13 protein-coding genes are annotated in these 14,041 nt (G+C 73.6%); 11 read left to right on the top strand and 2 right to left on the bottom strand.

The features are described 5' to 3' along the window. Positions 1-28: 28 nt before the first annotated feature. The 5 genes from CRYAR_RS21405 to CRYAR_RS43430 all read left to right on the top strand — a co-directional run bounded on the left by CRYAR_RS21405 (position 29) and on the right by CRYAR_RS43430 (position 6,779). Positions 29-1,855, top strand: a complete 1,827-nt coding sequence (locus tag CRYAR_RS21405; RefSeq protein ID WP_051570752.1) for an AMP-dependent synthetase/ligase — start codon at positions 29-31, stop codon at positions 1,853-1,855. Positions 1,856-1,947: 92 nt separating this feature from the next. Further along, positions 1,948-2,628, top strand: coding sequence for a GntR family transcriptional regulator (locus CRYAR_RS21400; protein ID WP_035853984.1), 681 nt, complete (start codon positions 1,948-1,950; stop codon positions 2,626-2,628). 268 nt (positions 2,629-2,896) lie between these two features. Next, complete coding sequence (locus tag CRYAR_RS51345; RefSeq protein WP_157017941.1) at positions 2,897-3,043, top strand: hypothetical protein; 147 nt, start codon at positions 2,897-2,899, stop codon at positions 3,041-3,043. Positions 3,044-3,592: 549 nt separating this feature from the next. Then, the gene (locus tag CRYAR_RS21395; protein ID WP_035853974.1) at positions 3,593-4,729 is read left to right on the top strand and encodes an acyl-CoA dehydrogenase family protein; all 1,137 of its coding nucleotides are present in this window, start codon (positions 3,593-3,595) and stop codon (positions 4,727-4,729) included. A 58-nt stretch (positions 4,730-4,787) separates the two neighbouring features. After that, a complete protein-coding gene (locus CRYAR_RS43430; RefSeq protein WP_084700780.1) occupies positions 4,788-6,779 on the top strand; it encodes a serine/threonine-protein kinase in 1,992 nt (663 codons plus the stop codon). A 272-nt stretch (positions 6,780-7,051) separates the two neighbouring features. Here CRYAR_RS43430 and CRYAR_RS21385 read toward each other — a convergent pair whose 3' ends face one another. Next, a complete protein-coding gene (locus CRYAR_RS21385) occupies positions 7,052-7,267 on the bottom strand; it encodes a hypothetical protein (protein WP_157017939.1) in 216 nt (71 codons plus the stop codon). Continuing rightward, positions 7,219-7,425, bottom strand: a complete 207-nt coding sequence (locus tag CRYAR_RS21380) for a hypothetical protein (protein ID WP_157017937.1) — start codon at positions 7,423-7,425, stop codon at positions 7,219-7,221. The genes CRYAR_RS21385 and CRYAR_RS21380 overlap by 49 nt, the downstream gene beginning before the upstream one ends. A gap of 244 nt (positions 7,426-7,669) precedes the next feature. Here CRYAR_RS21380 and CRYAR_RS21375 point away from each other — a divergent pair, with 244 nt between their 5' ends. Genes CRYAR_RS21375 through CRYAR_RS21350 form a run of 6 tightly spaced genes read left to right on the top strand, consistent with a single transcriptional unit; the run spans position 7,670 to position 14,037 of the window. Continuing rightward, complete coding sequence (locus tag CRYAR_RS21375) at positions 7,670-8,632, top strand: MBL fold metallo-hydrolase (protein WP_035853949.1); 963 nt, start codon at positions 7,670-7,672, stop codon at positions 8,630-8,632. Continuing rightward, the gene (locus CRYAR_RS21370) at positions 8,629-10,176 is read left to right on the top strand and encodes an FAD-dependent monooxygenase (RefSeq protein ID WP_051570750.1); all 1,548 of its coding nucleotides are present in this window, start codon (positions 8,629-8,631) and stop codon (positions 10,174-10,176) included. Before CRYAR_RS21375 ends, CRYAR_RS21370 begins: the two co-directional genes overlap by 4 nt. Beyond that, positions 10,173-11,336 carry a homogentisate 1,2-dioxygenase gene (locus CRYAR_RS21365; protein ID WP_035853930.1) on the top strand — a complete coding sequence of 388 codons (1,164 nt, stop codon included), beginning with the start codon at positions 10,173-10,175 and terminating at the stop codon, positions 11,334-11,336. Before CRYAR_RS21370 ends, CRYAR_RS21365 begins: the two co-directional genes overlap by 4 nt. Next, positions 11,333-12,142: a hypothetical protein gene (locus tag CRYAR_RS21360; RefSeq protein WP_035853920.1), complete on the top strand. Its 810-nt coding sequence runs from the start codon at positions 11,333-11,335 to the stop codon at positions 12,140-12,142. The genes CRYAR_RS21365 and CRYAR_RS21360 overlap by 4 nt, the downstream gene beginning before the upstream one ends. Then, a complete protein-coding gene (fahA, locus tag CRYAR_RS21355) occupies positions 12,139-13,317 on the top strand; it encodes a fumarylacetoacetase (RefSeq protein ID WP_035853915.1) in 1,179 nt (392 codons plus the stop codon). Before CRYAR_RS21360 ends, fahA begins: the two co-directional genes overlap by 4 nt. Before the next feature lie 45 nt (positions 13,318-13,362). Then, positions 13,363-14,037: an IclR family transcriptional regulator gene (locus CRYAR_RS21350; RefSeq protein ID WP_035853910.1), complete on the top strand. Its 675-nt coding sequence runs from the start codon at positions 13,363-13,365 to the stop codon at positions 14,035-14,037. Positions 14,038-14,041: the final 4 nt, after the last annotated feature.

Genomic DNA, 14,041 nt, shown 5'->3' with positions numbered 1-14,041 from the left:
CCGCGGGGCCGGTGAAGGGAGACCACGGATGTCCCTCGCCGACGAATGCGCGGCGGCTACCGCCGAGCTGACCATCCCGTTACTGCTGCGCTCCAACGCGGGCGAGTTCGCCGACCACCCGGCCCTGAGCCACCTCGGCGACGACGACTCCACGCTCACCTGGGGCGAGCTGCGCCGCCGGGTCGCCGCCGTCGCGCTCGGCCTCGACGACGCCGGGCTCGCCGCCGGCGACCGGATGCTGATCTCGGCCTCCAGCCGGATCGAGCACTGGCTCGTCGACCTCGCCGCCGTCCACCTCGGCGCGGTGCCGTGCAGCGCGTACGCCACGCTCTCGACACCGCAGCTGGGCTACCTGGCCGGGCACAGCCGGGCCACGGTGCTGGTCATCGAGAACGCCGAGCAGCTCAGCCGCTGGTCGCCGATCCTCGACGAGCTCGCCGACGTCCGGGCGATCGTGCTGATCGACCCCACCGGCGTCGAGTTCGACGACCCCCGCCTGACCGACCTGACCGCCGTCGAGGCCGCCGGCGCCGACCGGTACGCGAACGACCCGGCGGCGTTCGAGGACCGCTGGCCGCAGGTCACCCCGGACGACCCGGTGACGCTGCTCTACACCTCCGGCACGACCGGAGACCCGAAGGGCGTCGTGCTGACCCACCGCAACGTGCTGCACCAGGCCGTCGCGCTGGAACTGCTCGTCGACCTGCCCGCGCACGCCCCGACGATCGCGTACCTGCCGCTGGCCCACATCGCCGAGCGGGTGCTCGGGATCTACATCCCGGTGTACCGGGCCGGGCACGTCCACATCGTCTCCGACCCCTCCCAGGCGGTCGCGGCGCTGCTCGCGGTGACGCCGTACAGCTTCTTCGGCGTCCCCCGGGTCTGGGAGAAGATGGTGGCCGCGCTGCAGGGCTTCCTCGCCGCCGCCGACCCGGCCGTGCGCGACGCCGTCGCCGGTGCCACCGCGGTCGCGCTCGAGGTGCACGGCCTGCGCGAGCACCACCAGGAGGTGCCGGCCGAGCTCACCGAGCAGCTCGCGTCGCTCGACGCGCTGATCCTCAAGCCGATCCGCGCCAAGCTCGGCCTGGACAACATCATCCACGCCGGCAGCGGCGCCGCCCCGATCCCGGTCGACGTGCTGACGTTCCTCGCCGGCATCGGCGTCGAGGTGTACGAGGTCTGGGGCATGACCGAGACCACCGGCACCGCGACGATCAACACGCCCGGACACTTCCGCACCGGCACCGTCGGCGTGCCCAACGTCGGCATGGAAGTGAAGCTCGCCGACGACGGCGAGATCCTCGTCCGCGGACCGCTGGTCTGTCAGGGCTACCTGCAGGCCGACGGCAGCGTCGCACCGGTCACCGACGCCGACGGCTGGCTGGCCACCGGTGACATCGGCACGATCGACGAGGCCGGGTTCCTCACGATCACCGACCGCAAGAAGGAACTGCTGATCACCGCGGCCGGCAAGAACGTCGCCCCGGCGCAGATCGAGAACCTGCTCCGCACGCACCCGCTGATCGGGTACGCGATCGCGATCGGCGACCGGCGTCCCTACATCACGGCGCTGATCAGCCTGGACGAGGAGGCCGCCCCGGCCTGGGCGTCCGCGCGGGGCATCGAAGCGCCGGACCCGAAGTCGCTGGCCGCGCATCCGGCCGTGCTCGCGGAGCTCCAGGCCGCGGTCGACGCCGCGAACGCGCGGCTCGCCCGGTCCGAGCAGGTGAAGAAGTTCCAGGTGCTGCCCGCGGCGCTGAGTCCGGAGGCCGGGGAGCTGACCCCGACGCTCAAGCTCAAGCGCCGCACGATCTCCGATCGCTACTCCGACGCGATCGACGACCTCTACCGCTAGGGATCGCACGTGGTCGCCGGCCCTCCGCGATCCGACGGTCGTTTCGATATTTGATATCTTCACCGCGTCGAGGACGATCGGGGAGGAACCGCATGACGTACGCCGCGGTCCGGCGTCGGCGTCCCCAGCTCTCCGACGAGGTCGTGGCGTACCTGCGGGACCAGATCATGTCCGGCGAGCTGCGGCCGGGCGTGTTCATCCGGCTGGACGAGGTCGCCGCGGCGCTCGGCGTCAGCATCACCCCGGTGCGGGAAGCGCTGTTGACGCTGCGCGGCGAGGACATGGTGGAGCTGGAGCCGCGCCGGGGGTACCGGGTGGCGCCGCTGTCGCGCCAGGACATCGTCGACGTGTTCGCATTGCAGGGGCACGTCGCGGGTCAGCTGGTGGCGCGGGCCGCGGCGGCGCTCACCGCCGAGCAGCTCGACGACCTGCGGGCACAGCAGGAGGGCCTGCGCACCGCGGTGACCGGTGGCGCCGGGGCGGACGAGCTCGAGGAGCGGGAGTTCGAGTTCCACCGCACGCTCAACCGGGTCGCGGACGCCCGCAAGCTCTCGTGGTTCCTGCACTCCGCGCTGCGCTACACACCGGTGCGCTTCTACTCCTCCGACGCCGGGTGGCGCGCGTCGATGCTGGCGACGCACGACGAGGTGCTCAACGCCCTGGCGGCGCGGGACGCCGAGCGGGCCACCGCGGTGATGGCCCGCCACTTCACCGACGGCGCCGAGCGCCTCCTCGCCCACCTCGACGCCCAGGACCTCTGGTCGAGCGGGTGACCCGGCCCGGGCGGATAACCGGCCCGGGCGGATAACCGGCCCGGGCGGGTGACCGGCCCGGGCGGCCGTGACGCAGGCGGAACATCCGCCACGCCGTCGCCACCCGCACCGGTTCGGCGCCACCTCACCGGCTTGCCACCCGGCGCAGGTTTGCCCGGCGCAGGTTCGCCCGCGTCCCGAAGACGGCGGCGCCACGCGGTGGCGTCCAGATCGGCGTCGGCGGTGACGCTCATTCGCGCCGTTGCCGCCGGCCTCGACGACGATCGGTGTGAGCGTCTCGGCGCACGTGGTCAGCACCGTCTCGGCGGTGGCCGTCGACCCGGTGAACGCGCTCGTGTCCACCCAGGCCGACGGCGCGATCGTGTCCACCCCGGCCGGCAGAGCGCGGCGCCGGTGCTCCCGCCACCGGCGATGACCCGCCGCACCGGCTCACCGACCGCGTCGCCGAACGGCGCAGCGAGCCACGCCGCGCGGGCGACAGTGGGCGTGCCCTTCTGGTTCGACGCCAGAGTCCACTGCGGCCCCGGCGGCCGCGGAGCACCCGGTGGGCGTAGCGCGCCGCCCGGTCGGGCTGCTCGACGGTGAGCAGGACCTCCGGCCCGGCGTCGACCAGCGGATTGCCGGACTCCGTGCGGATCTGCGCGGCCGTCTCGGCGGCGCCGCGGGCTTCCGGGCGAGCAGGCAGATCCCCCGCGGTCGGGCGGGTCTTGCGCCGATCAAGCGGGTTGCGCCGATCAAGCGGCAGGGCCGCCCATCGGGGCAGGGGCAGGGGCAGCGGCAGCGGCAGCGGCAGCGGCGTGCGGTGCGGATCGCCGCAGTCACCTGGTCCGGGCGTGCTCGCCGACCACCTCTGCGCTGGCGGGGTCAGCGTGGGCAGCGCCATCGCGTCCTGACTCCGAGCGGCTCTGAATATATTTGGTATTTTACATTGACGCTGACGGCACTCGAACCCTCGGAGGACTCTGTGACTCCTGATCTCACCGACGAGCAACGTGCGTTCGCGGAGGCGGTCGCGGATTTCTGCCGGCGCGAGGCCGGTACCCGCGAGCAGCGCGACGCGTTGGTCGCCGGCGGCGAGCGGCACAGCGACGTGCTCTACCGCAAGATGGCCGCGCTGGGGTATCTCGGTGCCGCGCTCCCGGAGGAGTACGGCGGCGCCGGTGGGGGCGCCGTCGACCTGTGCCTCTTCCTGGAGGAGACGGCCAAGGCGCTCGCCCCGATCGGCGGGTTCGCGACGTCGATCATCGTCGCCGGTGCGTACGAACGGTTCGGGAGCGAGGAGCAGAAGAAGCTGATCCTCGGCGGGATCGCCGGCGGTGCGGTCGAGTCGATCTCGATGTCCGAGCCGGGAGCCGGGTCCGACGTGGCCGCGCTCACGTGCCGCGCTACCCGGCGTGACGACGGTTCCTGGGTGGTCGACGGCCAGAAGACCTGGTGCTCGAACGCCCACATCGCCGACCACATCCTGCTGGTGGCCCGCACCTCGGGCTCCGGGCACGACGGCCTGACGATGTTCAACGTCCCCACCGGCACCGCCGGGTTGAGCATCCACGGCATCGACACGATGGGCGGCAAGGAGGTCAACGACCTGTACTTCACCGACGCCGTGCTGCCGGCGTCGGCGGTCGTGGGCGAGGTCGGCAACGGCTGGCGTCAGCTGATGGCCGGGCTGAACTTCGAGCGTCTGGTGCTGGCCGCCCTGATGCTCGGCACGGCGCAGCGCGCGTTCGACGACACCGTGGCCTACGTCAAGCAGCGGACGCAGTTCGGCCGCCCGATCGGAACCTTCCAAGCGTTGCGGCACCGGATCGCCGACCTGGCGACCGAGCTGACCTGCGTCAAACTGCTCGTCTACCACACGGCCGAACTCGTCGACGCGAACCCGGGCACCCTGTTCCCGCGCGAGGCCTCGATGGCGAAGCTCAAGGCCACCGAGTTCGCCAAGACGATGGCGCTGGAGGGCATGCAGATGATGGGCGGATACGGCTACGCGACCGAGTACGAGATGGAGCGGATCCTGCGCGCATCGGTGATCTCGACGGTCTACGGCGGCACGTCGGAGATCCAGCGCGACATCGTCGGCAAGACTTACGGTCTGTAAGTTTTCACAGCTGACCGGGCTGCTCACGCTTGCACCGGCTCCCTAGACTTCCCCTTCGATGGTCCTGGGAGAAGTGATGCACGCGCAGGGGCGCTTGATCGGTGGCCGCTACCGGCTGTCCGCGGAGATCGGCCGCGGGGGCAGTGGCGTGGTGTGGCGTGCCTACGACGAGCGGCTCGGCCGCGAGGTCGCGGTCAAGGAGCTCGCGGTCCCGCCGCTGTCCACCGACGAGGAACGCAACGCGATGGTCGGGCGGGCGATGCAGGAGGCCCGCACGGCCGGGGCGCTCGACCACCCGAACATCGTCGCGGTCTACGACGTGGTGGAGGACGCCGGTCACCCGTGCATCGTGATGCGGCTGATCCGCGGCTACCAGCTCGACCAGGTGGTCGCCGCGGCCGGGCCGCTGCCTCCCGGCGTCGTCGCGCGGATCGGTCTGACCGTGCTGGACGCGCTGGACGCGGCGCACCGGGCCGGGGTCGTGCACCGGGACGTGAAACCGGCGAACGTGCTGGTGCAGCCGGACGGCACGGTGCTGCTCACCGACTTCTCGATCGCGTCGGTGCTCGGCACCGGGTCGCGCACCGCGGCCGGGGTGCTGCTCGGCACTCCCGGGTACATCGCGCCCGAGCGGCTCACCAAGGGCACGGCCGGGCCGCCGGCCGACCTGTTCGCGCTCGGCGCGACGCTGTACCTCGCGGTGGAGGGCGCCGAGGCGTTCGACATCGGCGACGCGCTCTCCGGGTTGTTCGCGGTCGCGACCGCACCGCACCGGGCGGCGGAGCGGGCCGGTGAGCTGGGGCCGATCCTCGACGAGCTGCTGGCCAAGGAGCCCGAGGAGCGTCCGGACGCGGCGGCGGCGGCCGAGCGGTTGCGCGCGGTCGCGGCGCCGGACGGACGGGCGCTGGCCGCGCTGGTGGCCGGTGCCGCCGGGCTTCCGCCGCTGCCCGGTCCGTTCGCCCCCGGCCAGGCCAGCGCGGGCAGCCGGTCCCGGCCGCCGCTGCGTCCCACCACCGTCGCCCCGATCCCCCCGTTCGCGGCCGGTGCCCCCGCTTATCCGCCGGGAAGCCCGGTCGGTATGCCCGGAGGCCCGGTCGGTATGCCGGGAAGCCCCGCCGGCATGCCCGGTGGCCCCGCCGGTTCGCCCGGCTACCCACCGTCGGGTCCGCCCGGCAGCCCGGTCGGCCTGTCCTCCGGCCCGCCCGGCAGCCCGATGCCCGGGGGCAACCCGGCGCCCGGGGGCGGCCCGGCGCCCGGGGGCGGCCGCCTCGCGCTGCCCGCCGGCGGAAGCGCGCCGGGCGGAAACTTCCCCGGCGGTAGCGCCCCGGGCGGACACCCCGGCACCGGCTACCCGCCGCCCGGGCACCCCGGTGGTCCCTGGCCGCCGACCACCCCACGGGCCGGGCTCGGGCAGCGGATCAAGCGCGTGCCCCCGCTCGCGTTCGTGGCGGCCGGCACCGTGCTGCTGCTCGTGCTCACGATCGCCGCCTACGCGATCGCCACGTCGTTCGGGAACGACGAAGACCCCGATCCCACCGCCGGGGCACGCACGCCCGCGCCCACCAGCGCGTCGCCCAGTGCCTCGCCGAGCGCGTCCCCGACGGCGAGCCCGCCCGGTGGTCTCTCGTCCGAGGAGCAGGCCCTCTGGTCGACGCTCAGCGGTCGCGGCATCGACAAGGCCGGCTGCCGCTCGGGCCCCGCCCCCGACGACGTCGAGGTCGACGCGACGCTCGTGTGCGACACGGTCGGCACCCTGCAGACCCAGGTCCGCTACTTCAAGTTCGCCGGGTTCCGCGACTACCGCGACCACTTCGACGCCGTGAACGACTACTCGGGCGACGACGACCCGAACCACGACTGCGGCGCCGTCGGCAACGAGGGCTACGGGAGCTGGAACTCCACCGGTCTGGCGGCCTGCTACTACACCAGCAACGGCACCTGGTGGATCACCTGGGGCGACCGCAATTCGCTGGTCGCCGCGGAGATCCAGGACAGCGACACCTCCGCCGTCGCCGACTGGTGGCGCCAGAACAACGCCCTCACCGCCTGACCCCACCCCGGTCCGCCCACGCCGGGCCGCCCCGCGGTCCAGCCCGCGACCGACCGGGCCCGGTACAGACGGGCCCGGCACGAGCGGATACCGCACGAGCGGGCCCGGCACAGGCAGGCCCGGCACGAGCGGACACCGCACGAGTGGGCCCGGCACGGGCGGGCCCGGCACGAGCAGATACCGCACGAGTGGGCCCGGCAGGAGCGGACACCGCGCGGGCAGGCCCGGCACAGGCGGGCCCGGCAGGAGCAGACACCGCGCGGGCGGGCCCCTCAAACCGCGCGGGCCGCGCGCAGCGGCTCGGTGAGCACGACCGTGCCGGTCGTCGTGAGCAGGAGCGCGGCCACCACGGCATCGGCCGGCGTCCCCGCGTGCACATGCCCGGCGAATGCGTTCAGTGGGCCGTGGAGCGCGAGCATCACCGCGGCCGTCACCGCGGTCAGCCGCCACTCCCCCGCCCCGGCGCCCGCCACAGCCCGGCCACGCACAACACGCACGCCACCGCGAGCCCGAGCGCCGCCACCACGAGCGGAACGCTGCCGGCCACAGCGCCCTCGTAGACCACCCGCACGCACACCACGTTCAGCGCGGCCGCGACCCGCGCCCACCCCCGCCCCGACCGGGACGAGTACGACGTCAGCCCCACCACGAGCGTGTTCGCGCCGCACGTCCGCCGGGACGAGCCCGGCGATCGTGTCCGCGAGCGCAGCCGGACCAGCCGAGGCGCCGTCGAAGCTCAGCGTCACCGCGGGCCTCCCGGGGCGGAACGGATCCAGCCACCCGGCCGTCGCCGATTCGGGCACGGCCTCTTGTCCGCGGCAGGTCCGGCTCGTAACGTCCCACTCGATAGCTGGACATTGTGTTCGATTATCGAACAGGAGCCGAGCATCGTGGCGATGAAGCCGTTCGCGTCCTCCGCCGACCTCGGCGTGAAAGAGCAGACCCTCGAGGTGCTCGCCGAGGGCGTGTACGCCCTGACCGCCGAGGGCGACCCGAACGTCGGCGCGATCGAGGGTGAGGACTTCCTGGTCTGCTTCGAGGCGCTGGCCACGCCGGCGGCCGCCCGGCGCTGGCTGGCCCGGCTCCGCGAGCACACCGACAAGCCGGTGCGCTACCTGGTGCTGTCGCACTACCACGCGGTCCGGGTGCTGGGCGCGAGCGCGTTCGACGCCGAGATCGTCGTCAGCTCGGAGCAGACCCGGGCGCTGATCACCGAGCGCGGCCGGCAGGACTGGGAGAGCGAGTTCGGCCGGATGCCGCGCCTCTTCGAACAACCGGAGTCGATCCCCGGCCTGACCTGGCCGACGCTGACGTTCCGCGACCGGCTCACGATCGACCTCGGCGGCGACCGGGGCGAACTCGTCCTGCAGTTCCACGGGCGCGGCCACACCGAGGGTGACATCGTCGCCTGGCTGCCCGGGCCGGAGATCGTGTTCGCCGGTGACCTCGTCGAGTCCCAGGCCGCGCTCTACACCGGCGACGCGTTCCACTTCGACTGGGCCGCCGGCACGCTGGACAGCGTCAAGACGCTGCGGGCCCGGCAGCTGGTCGGCGGGCGCGGGGCGATCGCCCGCGGCCGGGACGCCGTCGACGCGGCGATCGAACAGACCAGGGACTTCCTGCTGACGATGCAGCGCACGGTCGGGGCGGCGCACCGGTCCGGCGGCTCGCTCAAGGACGCGTTCACGGCCACCCACGAGGCCCTCGCCCCGAAGTACGGGCAGTGGCCGATCTTCGAGCACTGCCTGCCGTTCGACGTGCAGCGACTCTGGGACGAGTTCGACGGCGTCGAGCGCCCGGTGATCTGGACCGCCGAGCGGGACCGGCAGGTGTGGAACGAGCTCCAGTCGTGACCGAGCGGGTGCTGGTGATCGGCGCCGGTCCGGTCGGCCAGACCACCGCGCTGCTGCTGGCCCGCCGGGGGGTGCCGGTCACCGTGCTCGACGCCCGCGCCGAGCGGGACGCGGTCGGCAGCAAGGCGATCTGCCAGCAGCGCGACGTGCTGGACGTCTGGGACTCCGTGGGGGCGGGCGCCGCGATCGCCGCGCGGGGCGTCACGTGGACCACGGCACGCACCTTCCACCGCGACCGCGAGCTGTTCAGCACCCGGTTCGCCGACCGCGGCCGCTCGGTGTTCCCGCCGTTCGTGAACGTGTCCCAGTGCGAGACCGAGGAGATCCTCGACGCCGCGATCGCCGCCGAGCCGCTCGTCGACGTGCGGTGGGGTCATCGGGTGACGAGCATCGAGCCGGGCGCGACGGGGGTCGCGGTCGGCACCGCGCAGGGCGTCGTCACCGGCAGTTACGCGGTGGCGTGTCCGGGCGCGCGCGGCGACGACGTCCGGACGATGCTGGGGCTGACGTTCGACGGCGAGTCCTTCGACGACTGCTTTCTGATCTGCGACATCCGCACCGACCTGCCGGGCTGGGAGACCGAGCGCCGCTTCTACTTCGACCCGGAGTGGAATCCCGGCCGGCAGGTGCTCATCCACCCGTGCCCCGACTCGACGTACCGCATCGACTGGCAGGTGCCGCCGGAGTTCGACCTGGCCGCGGAGGAGGCGTCGGGCGGGCTGGACCGGCGGATCCGGCAGGTGATCGGCGACGGTGCGTACGAGGTCCGGTGGAAGTCGGTGTACCGGTTCCACTCGCGGGTCGTCGACCGGATGCGGGTCGGGCGGGTGCTGGTGGCCGGCGACGCCGCGCACCTGGTGTCGCCGTTCGGGGCGCGCGGGCTGAACTCCGGGGTGCTCGACGCGGAGAACGCGGCCTGGAAGATCGCGTTCGTGCTGCGCGGCTGGGCCCCGCCCGGCCTGCTGGAGTCCTACCACGACGAGCGGCACGCCGCCGCGCGGGAGAACCTCGAGGTCACCTCGGCGACCATGCGGTTCCTGGTGCCGCGGACACCGGCGGAGGCCCGGCACCGGACCGACGTGCTGGAGCGGGCCGCCGCCGACCCGGACGCCCGCGCCCTCGTCGACTCGGGGCGGCTCGCGGAGCCGTTCTGGTACGTCGATTCGCCGCTGACCACGCCCGATCCCCGCCGCCCTTTCCCGGGGCGCCCGGCGCGCGGCGACGTGCCGGTGCCGGCCCCGGGGGTGCTGGTGCCGGACTGCCCGGTCACCGGTCCGGCCGGCCGTCTGCGCCGGCTGGCGCGCACCGGGGTGACGGTGCTGGTGGGCCCGGCGGCCGAGGTGCCGGTGGTGGCCCCGCCGGTCACCGTGCACCGGATCGACGACCTCGACCCCACCGGACTGCTGAGCGAGGCGCTCGGCGCCCGGCCGGAGGAATACTGGGTGCTGCGCCCCGACGCGCACGTCGCCGCCGTCGTCACCACCATCGCCGCACTGAACACCGCCCTGGGCCGGGTCTTCGCCCGTGAGGAGGCGTACGCATGAGCTTCTACCGCCAGGTGGGCAGCATCCCGCCGAAGCGTCACACCCAGCACCGCCGTCCCGACGGTGGTCTGTACTCCGAGGAACTCGTCGGCGAGGAGGGGTTCTCGTCGGACTCCTCGCTGCTCTACCACCGCGGGATCCCGTCGGCGATCACCGACGCGCGGCCGTGGGAGCCGCCCGACGCGACGCTGACGCCGAACGCGCCGCTGGTGCCGCGTCACCTGCGGCTGCACGAGCTGAAGTTCGACGGCGCCGACGCGGTCACCGGGCGGCGGCTGGTGCTCGGCAACGCCGACGTGCGGATCTCCTACGCGGTGTCGGAGGTCGCGTCGCCCTACTACCGCAACGCGATCGGCGACGAGTGCGTCTACGTCGAACGCGGCTCGGCGGTGCTCGAGACCGTGTTCGGAGCGCTCGAGGTGGGCCGCGGCGACTACGCGATCATCCCGCGCACGACCACGCACCGCTGGGTGCCGACCGGCGGCGAACCGCTGCGCACCTACGCGATCGAGGCGTCGTCGCACATCGCGCCGCCGCGCCGGTACCTCTCGAGGTACGGGCAGTTCCTGGAGCACGCGCCGTACTGCGAGCGGGACCTGCGCGGGCCGGTCGAGCCGCTGGTGGCCGAGGGCTCCGACGTCGAGGTCTACGTGAAGCACCGCGGCGGCGGGACGGTCCACGTCGTGCCGGACCACCCGTTCGACGTGGTCGGCTGGGACGGGTGCCTGTACCCGTACGCGTTCAACATCGCCGACTTCGAGCCGATCACCGGGCGCGTGCACCAGCCACCGCCGGTGCACCAGGTGTTCGAGGGCACGAACTTCGTGATCTGCAACTTCGTGCCCCGGAAGGTCGACTACCACCCGCTGGCGGTCCCGGTGCCCTACTACCACTCCAACGTCGACTCGGACGAGGTCATGTTCTACGTCGACGGTGATTACGAGGCCCGGAAAGGCTCGGGCATCGGGGTGGGTTCGATCTCGCTGCATCCCGGCGGGCACTCCCACGGCCCGCAGCCGGGCGCGGTCGAGCGTTCGCTCGGCGTCGAGTTCTTCGACGAGACCGCGGTCATGGTCGACACGTTCCGGCCGCTGGACCTGGGCGAGGCCGGGCTCGAGGCCGACGACGGCCGCTACGCGTTGACCTGGGCCCGGCGATGACGTTCCGCGCCTTCTTCGACGACGCCGCGCTCTTCCCGCCCGGCGACGCCCCGATGGCGGCAGCCGTACCGGCGCACCGGGACCTGGTGGAGCGCTACGGCGAGCTCATCGGGCCGTTCGTGGTGCCGGGCGCGCGGCTCGAGGAGCTGGCCGCGCTGGCGTCCGGCCCGGAGCCGTTCGGCGTCTCGGTGATCGCCGCTCCGCTCGACCTGCCGGACGCGCTCGCGCGGGTGCGGGCCCACCCGGTCCTCGCGCTGTCCGCGGTGGAGACACCCATCGCCGACGACGTCGAGCGAGCCGTGAGCGAGCTGGCCGGGATCGTGCCCGGTGGGGTGCCGGTGGCGGTGGAGATCCCGCGGGGCGAGGCGCGCGACCGGGTGCTGGACACGCTGGCGTCCACGCCGTACCGGGCGAAGGTGCGCACCGGTGGCCTGGTCGCGTCGGCGTTCCCGTCGTGCGAGGAGCTGGCGTCCACGCTCGGCGCGTGCGTGGAGCGCGGGGTCGCGGTCAAGTGCACGGCCGGCCTGCACCACGCGGTGCGCCACACCGACCCCGCGACCGGCTTCACCCACCACGGGTTCCTCAACGTCCTGGTGGCGGTCGACGCCCTGTCCTCCGGCGGCGACGCGGCCGTGGCCCGGCTGGAGGAGACCGACGCCTCGCGGCTGGTGGCGGCGGTGAAAGGGTGGTCGCCGGAGCGAACCGCCGCGGCCCGGGCGACGTTCACCTCGTTCGGGACCTGCAGCGTGACCGAACCGATCGACGATCTGGTGGCCCTCGGGCTCGTGGAAGGGATTCGTTCGTGACCTGGCTCGATCTTCCGGCCGGCACCGGTTTCGGCGTGACGAACCTGCCGTACGGGATCTTCTCCGTCGGCGGGGACGCCCCGCGGACCGGCGTCGCCATCGGTGACCACGTGCTCGACCTGGCCGCCGCGACCGGGGACCCGGTGCACGCGACGGGGTCGCTGAACGCGTTCATGGCGCGGGGGCCGGCGGCGTGGGCCGCGCTGCGTGAGCGTCTCACGGGGTGGTTCACCGGCACCGACGACGCGGTCTCCGCCCACCTGGTGCCGCGGGAGAGCGTCACGCTGCACCTGCCGTTCGAGGTGGCCGACTACGTCGACTTCTACAGCTCCCAGCACCACGCGTCGAACCTGGGGAAACTGTTCCGGCCGGGGAGCCCGCCGCTGACGCCGAACTGGAAGCACCTGCCGATCGCCTACCACGGGCGCGCGGGCACCGTGCGGGTGTCGGGCACGCCGGTCGTGCGCCCGTCGGGACAGCGCAAGGCACCGTCGGACGAGGTGCCGACGTTCGGGCCGTCGCGGCGGCTGGACATCGAGGCCGAGGTCGGCTTCGTGGTGGGGGCGCCCGCGACGGGGCCGGTCGCGGTGGGCGACTTCGCCGCGCACGTGTTCGGGGTGTGCGTGGTCAACGACTGGTCCGCGCGTGACCTGCAGGCGTGGGAGTACGTCCCGCTGGGTCCGTTCCTCGGGAAGTCGTTCGCGACCTCGGTCTCCCCGTGGGTGGTGCCGCTGGCCGCGCTGGAGGCCGCGCGGGTCGACCCGCCACCGCGTGACGTCGAGCTGCTGCCCTACCTGGACGACAGCAAGGAGCGCTGGGGTCTCGATCTGCAGTTGACGGTGAGCCTGAACGGCGTCGTGGTGAGTAATCCTCCGTTCCGTCAGCTCTACTGGACGGCGGCGCAGCAGCTCGCCCACCTGACCGTGAACGGGGCGACGTCACGCATCGGGGACCTGTTCGCGTCCGGCACGGTCAGCGGCCCGGAACCGGACGAACGCGGTTCGCTCATCGAGCTGGCCTGGAACGGCGAGGCCCCGCTCCGGCTGCCCGACGGCTCGACCCGCACGTTCCTCGAGGACGGGGACACCGTGACGATCAGCGCGACCGCACCCGCGCTCGACGGCACCCGCCTGAGCTTCGGTGACGTCACCGGGAGAATCGAACCGGCGCGGTGAACGACGGGCCCGCGCGGTCCAGGGCACCGACTTAGGCTGGCGGGCATGGACGCCCCCCACTCGCAGACGCTCGACCGCGGCGTGCGGATCCTCGAGCACCTCGCGGTGGCCGGCGCGGCGGTGCCGATCACCGAGATCGGGCAGGTGCTCGGCGTCCACCGCTCGATCACCTACCGGCTGCTGCGCACGCTGGAGGACCACCAGCTGGTCGAGCGGGACCAGCAGGGGCACTACCGGCTCGGGCTGGGCACGGCGGCGCTGGCCCGCGGGGTGCGCTCGGACCTGCAGACCGCCGCGCTGCCCCGGCTCAACGGGCTGGTGGCCGAGTTCGGCATGACCGCGTTCCTGGTGGTGCGTGCGGGCGCGGAGGCGGTGACCGTGGTCAGCGTCGAACCGCAGGACACCGCGGCGCACGTCACCTACCGCCCCGGCACCCGCCACCCGGTCGACCGGGGCGCGCCCGGCCTGGCGCTGCTGATCGGCGAGCCGCCGTCACCGGACGACCGCGAGGAGCTGCGCATGGCCCGCCGGGTCGGCTGGGCGGTCTCGCACGGTGAGGTCATCCGCGGGTTCCGCTCGATCGCCGCGCCCGTGCCGGGTCCCGACGGTGGTGCGCGTGGCGCGCTCGCGGTCGTCTACGTCGACGACGGTGCCGACGTCGAACGGATCGGCCGGAGCATCGCCGACGCCGCCCGGCTGGTCGCCACCGCCCTGCGGTAGCGGC

Source organism: Cryptosporangium arvum DSM 44712 (assembly GCF_000585375.1).
GTDB classification, from domain to species: domain Bacteria; phylum Actinomycetota; class Actinomycetes; order Mycobacteriales; family Cryptosporangiaceae; genus Cryptosporangium; species Cryptosporangium arvum.
Note: the sequence above shows the minus strand (reverse complement) of the source record. Positions and strands in the feature narration are given on the sequence as shown.

What these genes read in the sequence shown, in the direction of transcription:
- CRYAR_RS43430 (WP_084700780.1), top strand. Translation starts at nt 4,788, where the DNA reads ATGGTCCTGGGAGAAGTGATGCACGCGCAGGGGCGCTTGATCGGTGGC.
- CRYAR_RS21405 (WP_051570752.1), top strand. Translation starts at nt 29, where the DNA reads ATGTCCCTCGCCGACGAATGCGCGGCGGCTACCGCCGAGCTGACCATC.
- CRYAR_RS21400 (WP_035853984.1), top strand. Translation starts at nt 1,948, where the DNA reads ATGACGTACGCCGCGGTCCGGCGTCGGCGTCCCCAGCTCTCCGACGAG.
- CRYAR_RS21365 (WP_035853930.1), top strand. Translation starts at nt 10,173, where the DNA reads ATGAGCTTCTACCGCCAGGTGGGCAGCATCCCGCCGAAGCGTCACACC.
- CRYAR_RS21360 (WP_035853920.1), top strand. Translation starts at nt 11,333, where the DNA reads ATGACGTTCCGCGCCTTCTTCGACGACGCCGCGCTCTTCCCGCCCGGC.
- CRYAR_RS21350 (WP_035853910.1), top strand. Translation starts at nt 13,363, where the DNA reads ATGGACGCCCCCCACTCGCAGACGCTCGACCGCGGCGTGCGGATCCTC.